Annotated in this window: 13 protein-coding genes; 12 read left to right on the top strand and 1 reads right to left on the bottom strand. The window is 43.3% G+C overall.

Features of this window, described 5'->3' with window-relative positions; genetic code table 11:
* The 10 genes from R7O03_RS06550 to R7O03_RS06505 all read left to right on the top strand — a co-directional run.
* A partial coding sequence (locus R7O03_RS06550) for an Ig-like domain-containing protein (protein WP_411977466.1) occupies window positions 1-8118 on the top strand: 8118 nt, incomplete at its 5' end.
* Window positions 8115-10286: a type I secretion system permease/ATPase gene (locus R7O03_RS06545; protein ID WP_318131600.1), complete on the top strand. Its 2172-nt coding sequence runs from the start codon at window positions 8115-8117 to the stop codon at window positions 10284-10286. The genes R7O03_RS06550 and R7O03_RS06545, both read left to right, overlap by 4 nt.
* Window positions 10283-11596 (top strand): HlyD family type I secretion periplasmic adaptor subunit, encoded by a 1314-nt coding sequence (locus R7O03_RS06540; protein ID WP_021033865.1) that lies wholly within the window; start codon window positions 10283-10285, stop codon window positions 11594-11596. The genes R7O03_RS06545 and R7O03_RS06540 overlap by 4 nt, the downstream gene beginning before the upstream one ends.
* A 15-nt stretch (window positions 11597-11611) precedes the next feature.
* A complete protein-coding gene (locus R7O03_RS06535) occupies window positions 11612-12925 on the top strand; it encodes a TolC family outer membrane protein (protein WP_005377756.1) in 1314 nt (437 codons plus the stop codon).
* On the top strand, window positions 12918-13538 hold the full coding sequence (locus R7O03_RS06530; RefSeq protein WP_054574113.1) for an OmpA family protein: 621 nt from the start codon (window positions 12918-12920) through the stop codon (window positions 13536-13538). Before R7O03_RS06535 ends, R7O03_RS06530 begins: the two co-directional genes overlap by 8 nt.
* A complete protein-coding gene (locus R7O03_RS06525; protein ID WP_318131599.1) occupies window positions 13528-14370 on the top strand; it encodes a phosphate ABC transporter substrate-binding protein in 843 nt (280 codons plus the stop codon). The genes R7O03_RS06530 and R7O03_RS06525 overlap by 11 nt, the downstream gene beginning before the upstream one ends.
* Before the next feature lie 178 nt (window positions 14371-14548).
* Window positions 14549-15322, top strand: coding sequence for a DeoR/GlpR family DNA-binding transcription regulator (locus tag R7O03_RS06520; protein ID WP_318131598.1), 774 nt, complete (start codon window positions 14549-14551; stop codon window positions 15320-15322).
* Between the two features lie 11 nt (window positions 15323-15333).
* Window positions 15334-16374: an oxidoreductase gene (locus tag R7O03_RS06515; protein ID WP_318131597.1), complete on the top strand. Its 1041-nt coding sequence runs from the start codon at window positions 15334-15336 to the stop codon at window positions 16372-16374.
* On the top strand, window positions 16371-16841 hold the full coding sequence (locus R7O03_RS06510) for a heme-degrading domain-containing protein (protein WP_053306491.1): 471 nt from the start codon (window positions 16371-16373) through the stop codon (window positions 16839-16841). Before R7O03_RS06515 ends, R7O03_RS06510 begins: the two co-directional genes overlap by 4 nt.
* Before the next feature lie 185 nt (window positions 16842-17026).
* The gene (locus R7O03_RS06505) at window positions 17027-18604 is read left to right on the top strand and encodes a sensor domain-containing diguanylate cyclase (protein WP_318131596.1); all 1578 of its coding nucleotides are present in this window, start codon (window positions 17027-17029) and stop codon (window positions 18602-18604) included.
* Window positions 18605-18655: 51 nt separating this feature from the next.
* Here R7O03_RS06505 and R7O03_RS06500 read toward each other — a convergent pair whose 3' ends face one another.
* Window positions 18656-19213: a DUF3750 domain-containing protein gene (locus R7O03_RS06500; protein WP_064353879.1), complete on the bottom strand. Its 558-nt coding sequence runs from the start codon at window positions 19211-19213 to the stop codon at window positions 18656-18658.
* Between the two features lie 478 nt (window positions 19214-19691).
* Here R7O03_RS06500 and R7O03_RS06495 point away from each other — a divergent pair, with 478 nt between their 5' ends.
* Complete coding sequence (locus R7O03_RS06495; RefSeq protein ID WP_054579459.1) at window positions 19692-20054, top strand: hypothetical protein; 363 nt, start codon at window positions 19692-19694, stop codon at window positions 20052-20054.
* Between the two features lie 35 nt (window positions 20055-20089).
* Entirely contained in the window at window positions 20090-20554 is a 465-nt protein-coding gene (locus R7O03_RS06490; protein WP_017820619.1) for a GNAT family N-acetyltransferase, read from the top strand.
* Window positions 20555-20748 lie beyond the last annotated feature (194 nt).

Genomic DNA, 20748 nt, shown 5'->3' with positions numbered 1-20748 from the left:
ATGTGGCAAGTCGAAGGGGCGAACTTATCCACGTTAGCCGATGGGGCGTTAACCGTATCTGCCTCCGTGAATGATGTAGCGGGCAACCAAGCGAAAGCAATGGATGAGGCTACGACCATAGATGCCACTGCTCCCACCATTGATATCGATACGGATTTTTATATTAGCGGTGGCCTTGCCATTGATGATTTCCGTGAGGGTATAGTCACGGAAATGAGAGGGACAACCAGTGGTGTAGAGCAAGGTCTGGCGGTGACGATTCGGGTAAGTGACGGAGACAGCACGCTGAATTTTACTGGCCTTGTTGATGCATCAGGTTCGTGGACAGTAACCGGAATTGACGTAAACACTCTCAATCTAAACAGCACGTGGACCATTGAAGCTGAAGTGTTGGATGCCGCCGGCAACCATGCGGTCGATACCATGCCGACAATAGTGCTACCCGGTTCAACGGTATTTTCTGAAAACATCGTTGGATTTTTTGGTGAGCAAAGCAGCTCGGCAGCCATCAACATAGAAAATGGTGTGCCAGCACTGCATGCAGAGCAACCAAGTTTGAGCGCGCTTACATCGGTCGGTCAATCTATAAATGTTGTTGTTGCAGAAGATGGGTTGAGCTTACAAGGAACATCGACTGACGACCGATTAGTTTTCTCTGCAGAGGTCAATGATGATGGTACGGTTCAAATTACTTTTTATGAAGCGATTGATCATGGTGTAGGTCAAGATGAGCTGGTGACTAACGTATTGGTTGAAAGCATTCAAAGTGATGCTGACGGTACACAAGAGACGGTTGTGGCACCGTTAACGATTACTATTTATGACTCTGATCCGGTGATTAGAGATGACACATACTCAGTCGTAGAAGATCAAACAATTACGGGCAATGTACTTGAAAATGATATTGATCTTGATGGAACACTTTATGTGAAATTTGTAGAGGCTGGCGGGGAGCAGAAGTCAATTCTAGAGGGGGGATCCGTAAGTTTTAATTTAGAAAAAGGCGAATTAACCGTATTTTCTGATGGCTCTTGGCAGTTTGATGCAGGTCGAAACCTAGATCATTCGGTCGAGCAAAGTGTTTCTTTCAGCTATTTAGCTGCAGATGACTCCCAAGACTATGGCTTGGCTAACGCGACCATTGACATTACTGATGGACAAGCAGGTTACGTAGGCAATGCGACTATAGACGTAACAGAAGTCCCTTTGGATGGCCCGATATTGAACTTTGAAGGAACTGTCAATATTGTCGCGGGATCTGACAACCCTGATCCGAGTAGTTTGTATTTCGGTGGGTCATCTATTACTAAGTTAGAAGCATTAGGGCTTACAAGCTCAGTCTCTGATAATGAGCTTAGCTACACGTTAAGTTCCAGCGGAAAGCAAATTACAGCATTTGCGAATGGTGTCACTGTATTTACGTTAACATTGAGTGGCGTTGAGTCGGGTAACGATGTATTAGCTTCAATTTCGCTTACTCTTGAGCACCCTATCGATCAATTCAATAGCAGTGATACGGTCACTTTCCCGTTGACCATTGGTGGCGTAGATTTAGATGCCACACCGCTTGTAGAGAATGAAATTGACTATGTTCTAAAGGATGGCGCAGACCCAACTTTAAATAATTTGAATGGGGTAGAAGTAAAAGAATCTGATCTCGCAAATGGAAGTGTGTTGAGCTCAGGGAATTTTCAAGTTGAGGTTGGCAGTGATTACCTCGAATCTTTGTCGTTCATCGTCTCTGAACAACCCTTGTTGACGAGTGGTGAACAAGTTGTGCTTTATCAAGTCTCTGCGGATGGCAAAACACTTGATGGTTATATTCTTGACGAAGATGGGCAAACTCAGATTCCCATCTTTCAAGCTACCCTCAATGCTTCATTACCTATTGATGCAAATAGCGACATTACCTACTCCTTTGAGCTTTTTCAGGCTCTCGACCAACAAGAAAATACTGATCCAAACGTGCCTCTCGTTGTTACTGCAATGGACTCAGACCAAGATAACACGTCGGTCGTTTTAGACATTAATGTGATGGATAACGACAATGGACAAGCGCTAATCAATAGTGGCAATGTCGAGTTGACCGAAACACCTGTCGATACAAACATTGCTCCTGATGGGGTTTCAGCCATAGCGAATACGGATGTGATAGTTACGTCATCATTCGATCCGATTGTGTATCTGGGTGTTGACATAAATGATGGAGATACTGTCAAAACTACGCTTGGTGATGCTGTTACTTATAACGGAGAGGCTGTCACTTGGTACGATAACAATGATGGAAGCTTTGACGCAATTTCAGACACTGGAGACGTTGTATTTAGGGTCACGTTACCTAGTGACTTCTCTTTGCCATCAAATGATACGTCTACCGTTAATGTAACTGTAGAGCTTTATCACTCGCTTGACCATGTTTTAGGTGATGGGACGCAATTGTCGATCTCTATGCCCATCGTGGCGAGAGATTCTGATGGAAGCGAGATCTCTACGGAGTCCAACATACTGGTCTATGATGGCTTGTTTCCGGAACTAGTAATTACAGAGGGAATCACAGTCAATGAAAGCGGGTTGAATGATGATTCGCTTGATTCTGGCATCGAGGGCTCGTCACCATCCATTACGCTATTACAAGGTTCAGACTCTATCGCCAGTGTGAGCGTGAATATCGATATGTTCAATGCGCTCGGCTATAAAACAAGTAGTGGTAGCCTGGTTTCGCTTGATTCACCGGACTCGAATGGTTGGTTATATGCAAGAGATGAAAGCGAGCAAGACGTCTTTAGAATTAGATTTAATACCGATGGGACTGTCGAGTTTGATCTATACCGTGCACTTGAACACGATGAACCTGACGGTGTTCCAGCGGACGAGAACACATTAGAACTCAGTTTTTCAATTTATGCCGTTGATAAGGATGGCGACCAGTCTGAAGCTGAGACATATACCGTTAGTGTAGTAGATGATATCCCTGAAGACACAAGCTCACCAATAGAAATTGAACTTACCGAGGGGGATGAGTTTTCGGGAAACTGGTTTAGCAATAATGCCGACTTAATCAGTTCAGATGGCACGTTGATTTCAAGTTTGACCTATGCAGGTGAAACATACGATACGGCGAGTTCGGTATTTAGCAATGATGCTTGGACCATCGATTTAATCAATAGTAGTGATGGTAACTTAAAATATGGAACGCTGACTATTGCTCAAGATGGGACATTTACGCTAACTACCGAGCTTATTGTTAATACGCCTGTAGGTGGTTTGCTTGATGATCTAACGATAACTGTGACGGATGCAGACGGTGACCAAGCAAGCAGTGAAGCTCAATTAATTCTTGATGATGCCAGGGGTTTTATTCGAACCGTTAATGTAGATACGTTAGAAGATAATGGCGCGAATAATAGTGGAGACCCCACGCCAGTCGCGTTACCGATTAGAGTTTCTCCTGGGGATACGGAGAATAATGAGCGTGTTGAAGCGATAAGGATCTCTGTTGAATCTCTACAAGGAGGGGCTCTGTTTTTAGACGGAGTGCGCCTTGAAGATGATGATAATGACGGATTTATTAGTCTTTCTGGTACAGAGCTAATGGGGGTGGGTATATTCACCGTTCCAAATGGTGATCTCACTTATCAACCAGCGCTAAACCTGTCGGGCAACACTATCAAAGTTTCGTTAGCAGTGTCTGCATTAATCGTATCTGATGTCGAACCAGATGGTTTTGTATTACAAGGCAATAACACGTTAAATGTTAACGTCTTACCGGTTGCAGATTTGCCAGAGTGGTCTAATGATTCGGACTTTTCTTATCAAAGTGTTGAAGATTCCGCTGAATCACTTTCGCTCAATATTGTCGCTGAAAAGTTTGACCAAGACGGTTCTGAAACGCTCCACTACCAAATTTCGAATATTCCAGATGGACTTATATTAACACTTAACGGAAGTGCTATTGAGGAAGGGAAATCGTATAGCCAATCCGAGTTAGATCAAATTGAAATCACATCTAACGAAAACTTAGCCGGAAGATTTACTTTTGATGTAACGGCAGTAACGACTGAGTCGGGTAGTGTGTTTGCCGATGAGCAAGATAAAACAGCGGAGATCACTGAGCAAGTTGTTATCGATATATCTCCAGATGCCGATGTGCCTACGCTGACCGTTAAAAACATTCAGGGGCTTGAAGACCAAGCGATTGACTTAAAAGATTACATCCTAGGGCGGCTCACTGACACAGATGGCTCGGAGTCTCTTTCTTATCGCATAGAAGTTCAAGATGGTTGGACATTGCCTGTTGGAGCTGGGATTACGCTTATCGGTATTAATACCTACCTAGTGACCTCCAATGCTCTAGCCAATTCAGAGGCGTTACTTCAACCAAAATCGGATATCAGCTCATTTACTGAATCTCTATCCCTTCAAGTAACCGCCATTTCAACAGAGTCGACTATTGATGGCTTAGCACCTATTAATGAAACCGCCGAGAGCCAATTTGCAACCATTGATATTAAGCTAAAAGGCGTGGTCGATGAACCAATTGTCCTAGATGGTGGACAGGGGAATTGGCAATATGATCAAGCGACTAAAGTAATTAGTAATCTCTCTACGTTAGACGAAGATAACCTGATACAACTGGATTTTATCATCCAGACATCAGACGACGACCTATCAGAAGAAATTAATATCTTGCTTCAGAACATCCCTTTGGGAACACAACTGACAGATGTAAATGGTGACCCTATTGTTCTTCCAATTGCTTACGTGGACCCAATAACGGGGCCAGTTTATCAGGTCTCAAACGCTGTTCTTGAAAACACTTACCTCAAAACAGAGCAAGATTTTAGTGGAACACTGAGCATGGATATTATCGTCGTTTCAACAGAGCCGGATGGTGATTCTGCTGAAACCCCTCTTAAAGTGGAAATGGAAATCTCACCTATTGTTGATCAAACTGACAGTCAAGAATTACAAAGCAATGGTATTGAGGACAATTTCATCACACTAAATCTTGAGCCTGTCGTTAATCAAGATATAGATTCTAGTGAGTCCTTGACAGGATACACCATTGTATCCATTCCAGATGGCTTAACGCTTTACTTTGATGGTAATGCAGTAGAGAAAAGTAACTTACCGTTAGAACTCAATGAACTACTTGATGGTAGCTCGGCAGCATTATCTGAGTTGTTAAACAGTGGACGAATCACTGTAAAAGCTAATGAAGACCTAAGTGGGACATTTAGCCTGAAAGTTCAGTACGAAGTGACAGACACGTCTCCGACGATGGAGACTGATGTAAAGGCAATCAATGGCTCTTTGAGCGTCGTGGTTTCTGGCAAAGTGGATATTGGTAATGAAGATATTGACAAAACACGTTTAGAAGGTGCGACTGAAGTATTCACAAGTACCGATGGGTCTGCTGTCGACGTGAGTGGAGGCATTACATTTACAGAAGCGGATATTGATGGTTCAGAGTATCTTGATTACATCGTTTTACAGATACCGCAGGGTCAAGACCTCATTGTTACTCATCCGAATGGTGCTTCTCAAGATGCCGATGGGAACTGGCTGATTCCAATGGAAGGAATCACAAGTGATAGCGTGTTGGAAACCGCTCAAGATTTGCTTGCTAGCGCATCGATTTATAGCCCATCTAATACAGAGATACTTGATGTGAATGTGTTAGCGTATGTTCGAGATGGAACGGATGCTCAATACATCACAGGTCAGTTCCAAATTCAAATTACTGGCCATGAAGGAGATGGAGACCAGTGTGCTGATCCTGGTGAACCAGGAAGCGTTCAAAGTGGGGATATTGTAGGTAAAGAAGGTGAAGATGTCTCAATTGGGGCGTTTTTAAACCCTGATGTAGCGAGTAGTGATGGTAACTTAGTTTCCTTCTTTGTCGCCGCAGATTCTTTACCTGAAGGAGTCGAGCTTACTGGCGAAGGTGTGATACCTGCTTATGATAATGCGGGCAATCTGTTGGGTTATTCAATTTCTAGCGCTGGATTGTCTTCCTTGACGCTTACTGGCGTGGATGAGGACTTTGCTGGTTGCATTACTTTCAATTTAGAAGTGACAGAAACGGCCCCATGCGATGGTGACTCGAAAACAACCTCTCAGACCATTACGGTACAAATCTCTCCTGTTGTCGATGATATCGCGATAGCACCAAGCCAAGTTACGGTTCAAGAAGATACTATAACCAACCTGAATCTTGCTCTTGTATTGGGCGATAGTGAAGGGCCAATGCAGTCCATTACTGGAGAAGGTGACGCAGCGACTGGCCTTGAAAGTGTCAATTGGGTTTCTTTATCGGTGTCTGACGAGAATGCGCGGTTTACTGCCGTGGACCCGAGCCTACTCATTGACAACGGTGATGGAACATGGGTGGTGACAGATGTTACGCGTCTAAACGAAATTCAGTTAATCCCACCTGAAAACTACAGTGGAGAGCTTGTTATTTCCGTTGACGCAAACATTACTGATGAAGTCACGGGAAGTTGTTTAAGTACTGACAGTGCGAAAGATACTCAAACTAAATCAACAGAAGTTACCGTTACCATTGCCCCAGTGGTTGATAAAGCGGTTCTGGAAACAGAAGACGTAGTTGGTAATGAAGATAATTATATTTATTTAGGAAACTTATCTGCATCATTAATCGATCAAGATGGTTCTGAGTCGATGTCTTTGGTCATGACAGGAGTGCCAGACGGAGCCGTGTTGGTTTGGGACAATAATGGGACGCTCGAATTACTCCCTGATAACGGTTCAACGGATGGTGAGAGCAAGGAGTGGCAGCTAACTCAAGCACAACTTGATAAGGTTTACTTTCTACCGCCACTAGATTTTAGTGGGGATATTTCATTAACACTGCAAGCTATTACCCAAGAGTCTGGATCAAACGACTATAACTATACCACTTCTCAGTTCAACGTCGGCGTAAAACCGATTGGCGATGATGTATCGTTGAATACAACCTCTAACACGTTCACTGGAGATGAAGGTGATTCCATTTCGATTGACTTTTTAGCGAGCGGTTTTGAAACAAATAGCAACGAATATATAGAAGTGTCGATGTTGATCAAAGCAAGCTCTGAACCCTCTGCATTGGAAGGCTTAGGTAGGATTCGTATTGGAACTCAATTCTCATCCTTTACCTTCGATGACGCGGGCAATGCCGTGGCGACGGTATTAGTGCGAGCAAATGAAGTGTCAGGTTTGGAGTTCATTCCGAAGGATGCATTTGGAACGATGGATGTTGCTCTCAATGTTAGAACGTTTGATCAAGCGATAGTGTCAGAGACACTCGAAACCGATTTTGGAGATGTGCAAACTACCGATCTAACCATTGTTGTTACCCCTGAAGCTGATGAGCCAACCCTAACGGCCGATTATCAGTCTATTGTGTCTGAAGCGTCTGGGAGTATTCCTTTGGGGTTGAGCATGAATTTAGTCAATCCTGCACCCGAAGAGTTTGGAAGTGTGGAGATTCGCGGATTACCAACAGATCTAGAGTTGAGTCATGGTGAAAGATTGAACGGCATTTATACTGTTGATCAAGAGGATGTCGCTGATCTTTCCATCGTTGGCGGGTTTAGCGGTGCAAGTGATTTTACGTTGTCGATAAAACCGATTGCAACACTGGGTGCTACAGTCGCAGAAGGTGCTGCTCAGACAGTCAATGTTACCTTAGTGGAAGAAGGGGGCCAAACATTACTTGCGACAGATGCTAATGATTTGCTTATTGGAGGAAGTGGCAGCGATGTATTCCAGTTTGACAGTTCAGGGCTCGGTAACGAGTTAAAGCCCTCGTACGATGTGATCAACGATTTCCAAATATCCGTTATTGGTGATGATAATGACACAATTGACATCGCCTCGATAATCACCGCTACCTCGATAACAGAAGTCGATAATAAGCTGGATTTAACAGAGAATGATGATGGCGTAACGCTTCACATAAAACCAGAAGAAACGGGGACAAAACAACAGATTCTTATGCAGGGCGTCACTCTCGATCAGCTTTACAAAGGTGACTCGACTGGCGTAGCCGAAGAAAATGTCTTACAGAAGATGATTGATGACAACAACTTGCTAGTAGGTGGTATGTCATGAAGCATCACTCATCCTCATCAAGTGAGCTGACTAACGATCCTTGGGGGCAATCGTTAACTTGGTTGATGCGTTATTTTGAGGTTAGACACCATACAAAAAAGGTGCTTTCTGGATTACCTCTTGTTGAGGGTAGATTGGATAGTGACTTATTCATCAGAGCCGCTGAGCGAGCCGATCTTGAACTCACATTAATCGATTTAAAATCCACCGCAATGTTGAGCTTTCCATTGGTGGTAATCAATAGGAAGACGTTACAACCCGCTATTATATCTGAGCGACATAACAGCGATTATCAAGTCACGTTATTTAGTGAAGATCAAGGTGAAACGCAATACGTCACGAGCGAGGAGCTGCATAATCAATTCCAGCCTCAAGCATGGCAAGTTTCTATGCGTCCAGAGCTGGACAAACGGATAAGCTCTATTCAAGCGGATTATAATGAACATTGGCTTTTCGCCGTAGTGAAAGAAATGTCTCCGTGGTATCGAGATCTTTTGATTGCCTCTTTCCTTATCAATACGCTAGCGCTAGTTATTCCGCTTTTCACTATGAACGTTTACGATCGTGTAGTGCCTAATCAAGCTTTCAGTACATTATGGGTTTTGGTCGCTGGTGTCTCCGTCATCATTATTTTTGATTGGCTATTGCGTAAAGCAAGGGGAGTTGTCACTGATACCGCGGGTAAGTACATCGATAACAAGCTTTCTTCGATACTTTTTTCTAAAGTTATGGGGATGAAACTTGAACACCGTCCTGCATCAGTCGGTGCATTCGCTCGACAACTACAAGATTTTGATAGTGTTCGCGATTTTTTTACTTCTGCATCTCTTGTGACCTTAGTTGATCTCCCATTTACGTTGTTATTTTTAGTCTTAATAGGTTGGCTAGGTGGGGCAATGATGTTCATACCTATTGCCGTCATGTTTACCCTGCTGATCCTTGGTTTTGCGGTAAAAGCAAAAATAGAACAATCACATACGGAAAGTGCTGCACTATCCATGAAGCGACAAGCTCACTTGTTTGATTCATTGTCCTCTTTAAAAGAGATTAAGCAAAATAACGCTACGGGAGAAGCACAAAAGCGTTGGGAGCAAACGGTATCCATGCTTTCTGATTGGCAAAATCAATCGCGAAACTGTTCGAATATCGTTGCTTACTCCATTCAATCTAGCCAGCAGATAATTACCGTAATGTTACTTGTAACAGGCGTGTACAGAATTTCTGAGGGATTGCTAAGCATGGGGGGGCTCATTGCTATTGTCATGCTTAGCGGTCGTGCTGCAGGGGCGATTAACCAGTTAGCTATGCTGTTACTTCGCTATCAACAGACAAAAACAGCGGTTGAAGGCTTAAATTCTATCATGTCTTTACCTCAGGAGGCGCAACGCAGTCAGGTCATTACGTCTGCCGAATTTACAGGGAATATACGTTTAGAAAACGTGAGCTTCCAATACCCAGATGTTGATATGCCATGTTTGAGAGATATTAATCTTACTATCAAGCAAGGCGAACGCGTTGGCGTTATTGGTAGTGCAGGAGCAGGAAAGTCTACACTCCTTTCTATTATTACCAATCAACTCAGTGCCTTACAGGGTAGCGTTTATTTTGATGACATTGACAGTCAGCTTTGGCCCGCCGAATTGATAAGAGAGAAAACGGGTTGGGTTGGCCAAGATTCGCATCTTATATACGGCAGCATTATGGAAAACATAGTATTAGGACATCATGTTATTGATCAAGAACGTTTACGCCGTGCGATAGAATTATCGGGTTTGAACCAGTACATGAGTCGCCTTCCTCATGGTCTAGAAACGCAAGTCGGAGAAGGAGGGCGTTATTTGTCGGGGGGGCAAAGGCAAGCTGTAGCGATTTCAAGAGCTTTTTATCGAAACCCAGCAGCATTAATTTTAGACGAGCCAACCAGTTCCTTAGACCAGCCTGCTGAGAATGCATTGTTTAATGCTCTCAAATCGTTGCCGCACTCGACGACGATGATTATTAGCTCTCATAAACATTCCTTATTATCGCTTTGTGATCGAATTGTTGTGCTTGATAAAGGCACAATTTTGAGGGAAGGAGCGCCCCAAGAAATTTTTGCTAAACAACAGTCTAACGCGAAGACGAACAGAGTACGCGCAGTATCAATTGTACGCGAAGGAGGTCAATGATGAGCACAGTTCGTTGGAGTAATGCTCATTTAGCAAACCGTTCGAGAACGTTGATTTGGTTGTCTGCCGCGTTAGTGCTGAGTGTGATTATTTGGGCCTCGTGGGCGAGGTTAGACGAAGTGGTTGTCGGCGAAGGAAAAGTTGTTCCTACTTTGTCTGTTCAGACGATTCAGAGCTTAGAGGGAGGCATTCTAAAGGAGTTACTTGTCATGCCTGGTGAAAGCGTCACTAAGGGGCAAACCATCGCCATTCTGGATGATACAAGGTTTAAGTCGACCTATTCGGAGACCTCTGAACAAGTTGAATCTTTGCTCGCCAGAAAGCAGAGGCTTCAAATTGAATTAGAAACGGTAAAAGTGAATAGCCTCCAACTGGATTGGAAACAACAAGTGAGTATCGAGCCTCAGCCATTTGATATTTCGATGACCGGCCACTCTGCCTATCTGAATGCCAAAGCAAACTATCTTGAGCGGTTGAGCCAACTGGAGTCTGAGCTGGAGGAGGCTAAATTGCGAATTGAGCAACAATCGCAAGCTTATCTAGATACCTTGAATACCATTCAAACACTAAAAAGCAGTCTGGTTATTGTCTCGAAAGAGCGAGATATGTTGAGAGAGGTGGTTTCTAGTGGCGCGGTGGCTGAAGTGGAATTATTAAAACTGAATAGAGACGTTATAAAGCTCAAAGGAGACATCGCGAGTTCACAAGCTGCTGCCCAAAAGCAAAGGGCTGTGTATTCTGAATCCATCGCAGATTATCGTGGTACTGCGCTTGCTTTTAGGGCAGAGGCACAAGGGCAGCTCAATGAAGTTGTGACGCAACTAGCGCAGCTCAATGAAAGTCGTCAGGCGATTGCGGATCAGTTGAATCGAACGCAGTTACTTTCTCCGGTCGATGGAACCATCAAAGATGTTTTTGTCAGAACCATCGGAGGTGTGGTTAAGCCGGGTGAGCCTATTTTAGAAATAGTCCCTCGTAATAGCACGTTAATCGTTGAAGCGAGAATTTCTCCTCAGAATATCGCCTTCATAAGGCCTGGCCTGCCGGCAACGGTAAAGTTGTCTGCCTATGACTTTGTCATTTACGGAGGCCTAGAAGGAGAAGTGACCTACGTAAGCGCCGATGCACTTCAAAATGAAGAGGGCAATGCCTACTACCGTGCCAACGTTACTTTCAAGGTTGATGATAAGTTTACGATCATCCCGGGAATGCAGGTTGTGGTAGACATTCTTACAGGAGAAAAAACAGTACTGAATTATTGGTTAAAACCTATATTACGTGCGAAAGAGAATTCGCTCAGAGAAAGATAGACATAAGGATATAAGATGCGGCTTAAATCAACGTTATTGGTCTTGTTTGCAGTATCATCGTCGCCAAACGCTTTGACTTTAGAAGAGTCAGTTACGTTATCTCTCGATAGCTCCCCCAGTTTGCTTGCTCGCTATTCTCGCTATGAGTCGATGGTACGAGACCGAAATGCCATAAATGGTTCATTTCTTCCTCAGGTTAATTTGTATGCAGCAGCAGGGTACGAAGGTACTCGATATAACAACGGAAACTACATCGACAGTGAAGATAGAACATTAGAAAGAACGGAGATGGGCGTAAGAATCTCCCAACTGTTATTTGATGGATTTAAAACAAGTGCTGATGTTGATCGCCTATCTTACGAGGCTGAAGCTGAACGCTTGGACTTATTGGCATCTGCGGAAAATGTTGCATTAGATACTGTCAGAGCGTATGTGGATGTTTTACATGCCCGAGAGTTGATGAAACTGACAGAAAGAAACCTAAATGAACACCAAGAGATCTACCGTTTCATTCTAGATAAAAAAGAAAAAGGTTTAACCAGCAACTCCGACTTAGCGCAGGTTTCTTCGCGTGTCGCGACAACACAGTCCTCATTGATTGCCGCCCAAAACAATCTTTCCGATGCTAGAACAAGATTTGTACGTTTGGTTGGTCGAGCGCCGCAAAACTTAGTTGAGCCTGTTTACCCGCAGGAATTGCTTCCGAATAAGCTTGACGAAGCACTCAAACAAGCGGTTAGGTTGCACCCATCCATACAGTCGGCGATGAAAGATTTAGAGGCGGCTCGACATGAAGTAAAAAGAGAAAAGGGGGATTACTACCCAGAGCTCAAGCTTGAGCTGTCAGCCAACAAAACAGACAACGTGGATAATATTGAAGGCATTAACGAAGATGCAAAGGTTATGCTGACGGTCAACTACGATCTTTTTAACGGCTTTTCTACAGACTCCCGAGTGGAGTCATCTGCCTGGCGAGTAGAGGAGGCGAGGGCTATTCGAGCAAATGCAGAACTAGATGCGAATGAAGGTGTAAGGCTGGCATGGGACGCACATACATTGCTTCAACAGCAAATGGAGTTTTTAAAAGTCAACGTTGATGCGGCGAAAGTAACTGAATTAGGGTACATCCAGCAGTTCAATGTAGGGCGACGCAGTTTGTTAGATGTATTAGATGCCAAAGTTGAAACGTTTGTTGCGAGACGGAACTATACCCGAACAAAGTACGATCATTTGGTTGCCACTTACCGTTTATTCAACTCGATGGGGATTCTGACTTATGCGTTGCGAGTTGAGTATCCAGAGAACTGGAAGGAGAACAATAATGGATAAATTCGCAGTGACGAGTCTTCTAGTTTTTATGTTAGCAGGCTGTGCTGAATCACCGAATACGACGTTGACCACTTACCAGTACAACGACCTTAAAGACAATGATAGTGATGGCGTGATAAACCAACGAGATAACTGCGCAGATACGCCAAAAGGTGTCGTTGTTGACAGTGAAGGCTGTGCGAATTGGGTCAACGACTCGCAGACACACCTGATCAGTTTTTTCTTTGCGATGGATGAGCATCAGGTAACGTCATCTCATGATATGCCGCTAAGCGAGTTGAAAGCATTGCTTCAGAGTAACCCAAATGCGCAAGTCATACTGATAGGAGACACAAGCCCTGAAGCGTCACTCGAATACAACAAAGCGTTGGCAAAGAAAAGAACGGCAGCTATACGAGAATTGCTAGTGAGAAACGGCATTCAAGACAATCGAATTGAAGAGCAAGAGTTTTATCAGAATACGGCATTGACGGTACAACTAAAAAAACGGGAAAGGCGCACAATTGCTGTTGTAAACACGAAAGCTGAAAGTACTGAACAAGCGTGGACTATATTTAGTTCGGACAGCGAGTTGACACCTAATTCGAAGTTGGAGTTGAATTATGAAAATTAAAGTCTTGCCTTTCCTTGCTCTAACTTCATGTTTGATTTCACCGCTGGCATTTTCTGACTCTGAGGCTCGAACATCGATTTTTGTCGAACCAGAGATACTAGAAACGATAGAAACATTGATAGATGAGCCAAATGTAAATGTAGCGCTTGCATCTCAGTCTGGTGGTTTTAACGACATGCTAAATGACGGAACCTCTATTGCGATCACATCTAAGAAATGGTCAGATGAAAACATCTCCCGATTTCAACGAGAAAGAGGTCACAGGCCTACACGTTTGTTTTTAATGGCAAACGCTATTGTCGTAATCAATAGTCAAAAGAGTACGGTAGATAGTTTTTCCGTTAGTGAATTGAAACGCTGTGATGCAAATACGTATGCTTTCGGGGAGATGCGTTTAAGTAACCCAGATGTGAGCTCTAATGGTTGTCAATCATCGATTCAAATGCTTGATGAAGACCGATTGAAACGGGCTTTAAGCGACGACTTGTCAGCCAAAGCTTATATGCGATACTCCGATTTTAAATACTCAGAACAGTGGTCGAGCTACAAGGCTCTCTCTGTTCATCATAACGATGACTCATGCTCTTTGAGCACAGATTGCATCTATTCTCTTCGCTATCCATTTTCCGTGGTCTATTACGTTTATATAAATAAACAATTCGACACTAATCAGAAGATCAAAAAATCAAAGCTATTTGAACTCCTTACAACCGACAACAATACACAACAGGTACGAAATGCTGGGTTTATTCCACTACCAAAAGCGCTTATTAAAAGAAATAGAGTGAAGTTAGGGCTAGATGAGCCAGTTGTTTTAAACGGGTATAAATAAACTTCATACGCCTAACTATGTGGGCTTGAGTGAACGTACCGTCCTAGGAAGTTTTGCCTTGCTGCTCATTTATCTTTGGTTAACCTTTGGTCAATTGAGTTGGTTGTAAGTGGTTTTGTTGGTAATTTTTCTATTATTGTGGCAAGTTCACTTAAAATCACTTAAGTGAATTTAAGTTATGACACAAGAAGAAAGACTCGTAGCACTCAGAGCGAAGCTGGAGCAGCAAAACAAAGTAACGTTGTCTGAAGTTTGTGAGTACTTTGGTATCTCGCGAGATTCAGCTCGCCGAGACTTAGTTAAGTTGAGTCAGCAACCTGGGTTACAAAGAATACGAGGTGGTGTCATGCTTGCGCCGATCTCTTCCCATACCGAGGCATACGCGAGTCGACCCTTGAGTGACGTTAAACATCGACTAGCTCAAGCTGCCGCAGCGTTGTTGGATGAGCGCGACCATCTTGTTATTGATACCAGCACCATTTTGTCTCTGCTCCCACTCTATGCAGGAAAAGCGCGTTGTGGAGAAAACAAGCTCAACGTCGTTACTAACAGCATTGATGTGCTGACCGCTGCTGAGACAAACGACACAATGGACGTTCATTTCTTAGGCGGACACTTTGACCCTTATGCCAGAGCAGTTTTAGGGGCGCAAGCAGAGCAGCAAATGCAGCATTATCACGTGAACAAAGCGTTCATTGGCGTGTGTGCATTGTCATCCCGAGGGCTGACAACAAATAGTTTGTTAGAAGCAACAATGAAACAAGCGATGATTGCTCAAGCTCAGCAGGTCATCGTCGTTTGTGAATCCCGAAAAATTGGTAGCGACAATTTCCACCACGTATGTGATTTGTCAAAGATCGACATCATTATTACAGACCATCCCCCTCAATCAGATTTTCAACAACTCCTCGATCACAATGATATTGAATGTATTGTTGTATCACCGAAATAAGGAATCTTAGAATGGCTTACGATCCCGTAAAAACCGCTGTGATTGGTTACGGATATTCAGCAAAAACGTTTCATTTACCCTTCATTAAATCGCTACCAAATTTAACGCTGAGCGCGATAAGCTCTCGTCAACAGGAGGCGGTTCAAAATGATTGGCCAGATGCTAAGTGGTTTTCTGACGCGAATACTTTACTCGATGATAGTGATGCAGAGCTCGTAATCATTACTGCGCCAAATGACGTACATTACGAACTTGCAAAGCGTGCGTTGAACAATGGGAAACACGTCATCGTCGAGAAACCGTTTGTTACTCGTATAGAAGACGGTAATGAACTTATCGCCTTGGCGGAAGAGAAAGGTCTGGTGCTGAGCGTTTTTCACAATAGACGTTGGGATGGAGATTTTCTCACGGTTAAATCTCTTATCGAACAAGGTAAGTTAGGTGATATAAAGCTATTCGAGTCACACTTTGACCGTTACCGCCCTGAAGTTCGTCAACGCTGGCGAGAGCTAGCCCAAGATGGTGGTGGTATTCTATTCGACCTTGCTCCTCATCTTCTCGATCAAGCATTGGTGTTGTTTGGCTTGCCAGATGCGATAGACGCACAATGTCGAATGATGCGCCCGGGTGCGACAACGATTGATTATTACAATTTGATACTTCATTACCCTGAGCATATTGTGCACTTGCATTCAAACTTGTATAGCCCAAAGCCGAATCTCCGCTACAAAGTATTGGGTACGGAAGCTAAATATGAAAAGTTCGGATTAGATCCTCAAGAGGGCTACTTAAAAGAAGGCCGTTTGCCGGAAAACGATGCTTGGTCGGAAGAAGATGAGGCGTTATACGGTGTCCGTTACGACGAAGACGGTGCGCAAACTATCAAAACGGAGAGAGGCGCGTACCAAGCTTACTTTGTTGGTGTGGCAGACGCCATTCGTTTGGGCACTGATAACCCGGTTCCTGCCGCTCAAGCAGTACAGAATATCGCTCTGATTGAGATGGCATTGGAAAGCAGTAAAACGGGTAAAACGATTCAGGTGAAACCATGAGTTTGACGCTTGAACTCGTGGCCCTGCAAGAGCATGAACTTCAGTTGGCGGAATTTAATCACCATATTGCGTGGTCTATCGGCCTCGCTCTAAAAGAAGAGGCTGAAGCTCGCGGCGCGGCTGTTGCTATTGAGGTTTACGGCTTTGGACAAACGCTATTTCAATACGCGATGGCAGGAACCTGCGCTGATCATGTAGATTGGGTCCGTAGGAAGCGAAACTCAGTATTAAGGTATGGCCACAGCTCTTACTATCTTTCTCTGTACAACAAGCAAAAGCAACGTGATTTCGAAAATCAGCCTCATCTCGATGCTCGTGAGTACTGCGCTCATGGTGGCGCGTTCCCAATTCGGCTTTCTGGGTCTGGTTTGGTTGGGGTTGTGACGGTATCGGGTTTACCGCAGTTAGATGATCATCAGCTAGTTGTGGATATATTAAAAACGATGACAGAGACAAAACCCTCTTAAACGCCAAATATGAAAGTAGCACGGTTTCTTTATCGTGCTACTGAATTCTCTTTTTAGCTCATAAAGTGCTCTTTAATGTGAGCAAATATTAACATTGATCCCAACTTACTACCTGAAAATCAAATCAATTTCATATAACCTATACGCTCATTCATATAGAAAGCCTTCAAAGTTGGCCATTGGCAATGTCTTTTAGAAGAAAAGAAAAACTCAATCTTAGAAATCTTATTGTCACCCTATGTGTGTTCAGTGTGCTTGTCACTTTGATCAACGCATTCTACTCGATTTATCGTGTTCAAAGGGATCTCATCATCAATAACACGTTAGAATCAAACCGTGTTTACGCCCAAAAAATGTCTGAAATGACAGACTCTTTCATAGAAAGCTCAATGTCGCAGCTAAAATACAGTGCGAACGTGCTAAAAGACAAGATGCATGACGCTCAGCTTCTTGATAAAGAGGCTGAGAGATTAAGAACGCAAACCAAATCATTTAACTCTGTGGTTGTCGTTAATGCAAAAGGGGTTATTATTTCTGTATCCCCTGAAACACTTCAGGTGAAAGGTGTAAGGTTAGTGGGTGAAAGAAAACGCCAGTCTTTAAACGCTCAAGCACCGGTTGTTACTGAACCATTTATATCGCCAGCTGGAAATTACTTGTTAACCATCTCATACCCTATATTTTCTCAATCTAATGAATATTTAGGTTATATCGGCGGCACTATTTATCTAGAAAAAGAAAATATTCTTGCAGAGTTACTCAGCCAGCACGCATACAAAGATGGTTCTTTCCTTTACGTTGTCGATGAGAGTAACACTCTGATTTATCACCCAGATCAATCGAGAGTTGGTGAAGTAATTGACGATAATGAGGCAATCAAAGCGGTGACGATAGGGCAGAGCGGTAACAAAGAAATTGTTAACTCTCGCGGCGTCGAAATGCTTGCTGGTTATGCACCAGTAAAGTCATCAGGATGGGGAATTGTTGCTCAGCGCCCGAAATCGATGACGTTATCTGTGCTAGATGAACAGATGTGGAATGTTTTCCTTAAGTCGATTCCAATTGGTTTATTAACTTTGCTGCTAATTTGGTTCTTGTCCCTTCTTATTTCTAGACCACTTTGGCAGTTAGCGGGTGCTGTGCGAGGTGTCGAAGAACATTCATCATCTATCGATGATCTCAAACTGGTTAAGTCTTGGTATTTTGAGGTCTCACATTTGAAGCTTAGTTTTCTTAAAGCATTTGGTATCGTGTCAAAAACCATTGATAAGCTGCAACTGGATACATTAACAGATTCGATGACTGGATTATTGAATCGACGTGGATTAGATAAAGTTCTTGGTTTGTTTAAGCAGGAAAATACCGCGTTCTCTGTTTTGGCGCTAGATATTGACCACTTTAAGAGCGTAAACGATAACTATGGCCATGACGTGGGTGACAACTTACTTAGAGAGTTTGCGCAGTTAATGAAAGACCAAGCTCGCTCTAATGATCACCTGTGTCGTTCTGGCGGTGAAGAATTTATGATGTTTTTGGAAAAAACAGACGTAAACCACGCTATGGATGTTGCAGAGCGTATTAGACACAACGTGGAACAACATGACTTCCAGGTGGTTGGTAAAGTCACGGTTTCGTTGGGCGTTTCTCACTGGAAAGGCAATGACACACCAATTGAAGCGGTAATGAAAGACGCCGATAATGCACTGTATAAAGCGAAACATAATGGAAGAAATAGAACGGAGTTGGGTGACGACGCACAATAGATATTGCGCTTTATGCTGAACATAAAACGAGCCAGTGACTAATCTTTGCTGTTAATCGCTGGCGTAACCGCTACCAATTGCGCGAAACGGCAAGTTAAGCTCTAATTCTGGAATTTGTTTACCCACCCAAGCCGGAAATGTATTGCTATTTGGCCCTGGAAACAGCGTATATTCTTCAGCCCAAGGGTATTGGTTAATCACACTTTGTATTTTAGGGATAAGCTGGCGGGCCTTTTCACCTTGTATGGAGAGGATCTTTTCTGGTTTTGCACCATACCAATATCGATCTGGCGTCCCAGTTTGGTACTGATATAGAGCGGGTTGTCCGCGATTCACTCTCCAGCCGACTACTTCATACACTGTATATTCGTTCGCATTTTCAGGCTTTATTGCAAACCATGTATGAACGGCAAACCAGCCTCGCCAACCAAACGCGTCTGCGGCGTAAAACTCAATCACAGCATGCTTGACATTGGAAGGATCGGGTGCGATACCCGCAGGTTCTCTGCTTGCGGTACGCCAATCTCCTTGAGTGCATCCACCCAGCATAACCGCGATTGACATGAGCCAAATTTTTACAAGGTGAGTAAAGTTGAGAGGGTCTTTCATTTATTGCTCCTAGACCAACCGATGCTGGTAACGCTCTATTGATTTTAGCTATAAAAACGTGGCAAGTCTGATTGTTGAAATCCTCTCCTTATTAAAAGAGAGAGGGAAGTTAGTGCCATAATTCCAGTTCATACGTAATAATAAGGTAAGCCGATTTGTAACATGTGGCATAGACGATGCCGTATTTCTCGAACGATTCGTCTAGTTGCGTATGAAAAAGTAAGAGGTTGTATGTATTCCTTACACGGTCACATGAATTAAAAGCATAAAAAACAGAGGTTTACAGTGGCCTTTGACTGGTTGAGTGAGTTTGGGACCCTCACATTGTCTCACATTTGCTTGTTTTGGACGGAATTTTCATCGCTCATCTTTTTGCGCGTTTAGAGTCAGCGTTCAGCTATGGCACAATAGGCGCTCACAGAACAAGTGCTGTTTGGTCATGCAAATAGCAGAAAAATAACTAGAAATAGAATAATTAATGTTTAAATCAAAAAGTATACTCGCATTAAGCATGTTCGCATTTGGCTGTTTTGCCAATCAAGATAGCGAACCAACGTCCGTTGTGCTGAGCTATGGCGACTCCTCCATCAGTACTGATATTCAAGCCAATCGAAAATTTCATGTTGTCCGAGACAATGAAAGTGAGCACGTAGAATTTTCCGGCGGAATCACAAAGGAGTATTCCGATTATATTGTGAATATTCATATCATAAGAAAAAGCAATATACGCAGATCAAGCCGTGAGCTGAATACTACCGTATTGATGAACAGTAATCAGATTGGGAAGCCTTTAGTGATTGGCATTGAAAATGATGAGTTCACTAGTATCACTTTGCGTTAATGCTTAGTATTTATTGAATAGGAATGAGGAAATTGATGCTCTCAATACGCTGTTATCGCACCGAGGATGCCCCAACACTGTGGGCACTCTTTTACCATACTGTGCGAATCATTAATCGTCGCGATTATACGGAATCACAAGTTTCCGCTTGGGCACCATCAGATTTTGACCTCGATGTGTGGCAACGAAAAATGGACGATATTCAACCATACGTCGCGGAGATAGAAGGGCAGGTCGTTGGCTATTGTGATTTGCAAGGTGACGGCTTGATTGATCATTTCTTTTGCCATCATGAATACCAAGGACAAGGTGTTGGTCGTGATTTGATGTCTTTTCTTTTTTCACAGGCAAAAGTACAGGGGATAAAACGACTGTATTCTGAAGTGAGTATTACCGCCCGACCTTTTTACGAGAAAATGGGTTTCACAGTTAAGTCTCGACAACGTGTTGAGGTTAGGGGAGAAACCTTAACTAACTTTATGATGGAAAAGTATATTTAACTTAAATAGTGAGCTTGAACACAGATATAAAATGTTTTCCAATGTGAAAACGAGTTCATTGATCTCGCACCAACGTTTTGTTTGAAAACAGTGTACATAATCTTCTCTGGAACGCCATTACCGCATTTCGTCTCTGAAGGCTTAAAACAGTCTGAAAGTTTTGGTTTTACGGCGGGTAATAGCGTTCCAAACGC

The organism is Vibrio sp. Vb2960 (assembly GCF_033337665.1).
GTDB lineage: Bacteria > Pseudomonadota > Gammaproteobacteria > Enterobacterales > Vibrionaceae > Vibrio > Vibrio alginolyticus.
This window is presented reverse-complemented; position numbering and strand designations above follow the sequence as displayed.

What these genes read in the sequence shown, in the direction of transcription:
- R7O03_RS06545 (WP_318131600.1), top strand. Translation starts at nt 8,115, where the DNA reads ATGAAGCATCACTCATCCTCATCAAGTGAGCTGACTAACGATCCTTGG.
- R7O03_RS06540 (WP_021033865.1), top strand. Translation starts at nt 10,283, where the DNA reads ATGATGAGCACAGTTCGTTGGAGTAATGCTCATTTAGCAAACCGTTCG.
- R7O03_RS06535 (WP_005377756.1), top strand. Translation starts at nt 11,612, where the DNA reads ATGCGGCTTAAATCAACGTTATTGGTCTTGTTTGCAGTATCATCGTCG.
- R7O03_RS06530 (WP_054574113.1), top strand. Translation starts at nt 12,918, where the DNA reads ATGGATAAATTCGCAGTGACGAGTCTTCTAGTTTTTATGTTAGCAGGC.
- R7O03_RS06525 (WP_318131599.1), top strand. Translation starts at nt 13,528, where the DNA reads ATGAAAATTAAAGTCTTGCCTTTCCTTGCTCTAACTTCATGTTTGATT.
- R7O03_RS06520 (WP_318131598.1), top strand. Translation starts at nt 14,549, where the DNA reads ATGACACAAGAAGAAAGACTCGTAGCACTCAGAGCGAAGCTGGAGCAG.
- R7O03_RS06515 (WP_318131597.1), top strand. Translation starts at nt 15,334, where the DNA reads ATGGCTTACGATCCCGTAAAAACCGCTGTGATTGGTTACGGATATTCA.
- R7O03_RS06510 (WP_053306491.1), top strand. Translation starts at nt 16,371, where the DNA reads ATGAGTTTGACGCTTGAACTCGTGGCCCTGCAAGAGCATGAACTTCAG.
- R7O03_RS06505 (WP_318131596.1), top strand. Translation starts at nt 17,027, where the DNA reads ATGTCTTTTAGAAGAAAAGAAAAACTCAATCTTAGAAATCTTATTGTC.
- R7O03_RS06500 (WP_064353879.1), bottom strand. Translation starts at nt 19,213, where the DNA reads ATGAAAGACCCTCTCAACTTTACTCACCTTGTAAAAATTTGGCTCATG.
- R7O03_RS06495 (WP_054579459.1), top strand. Translation starts at nt 19,692, where the DNA reads ATGTTTAAATCAAAAAGTATACTCGCATTAAGCATGTTCGCATTTGGC.
- R7O03_RS06490 (WP_017820619.1), top strand. Translation starts at nt 20,090, where the DNA reads ATGCTCTCAATACGCTGTTATCGCACCGAGGATGCCCCAACACTGTGG.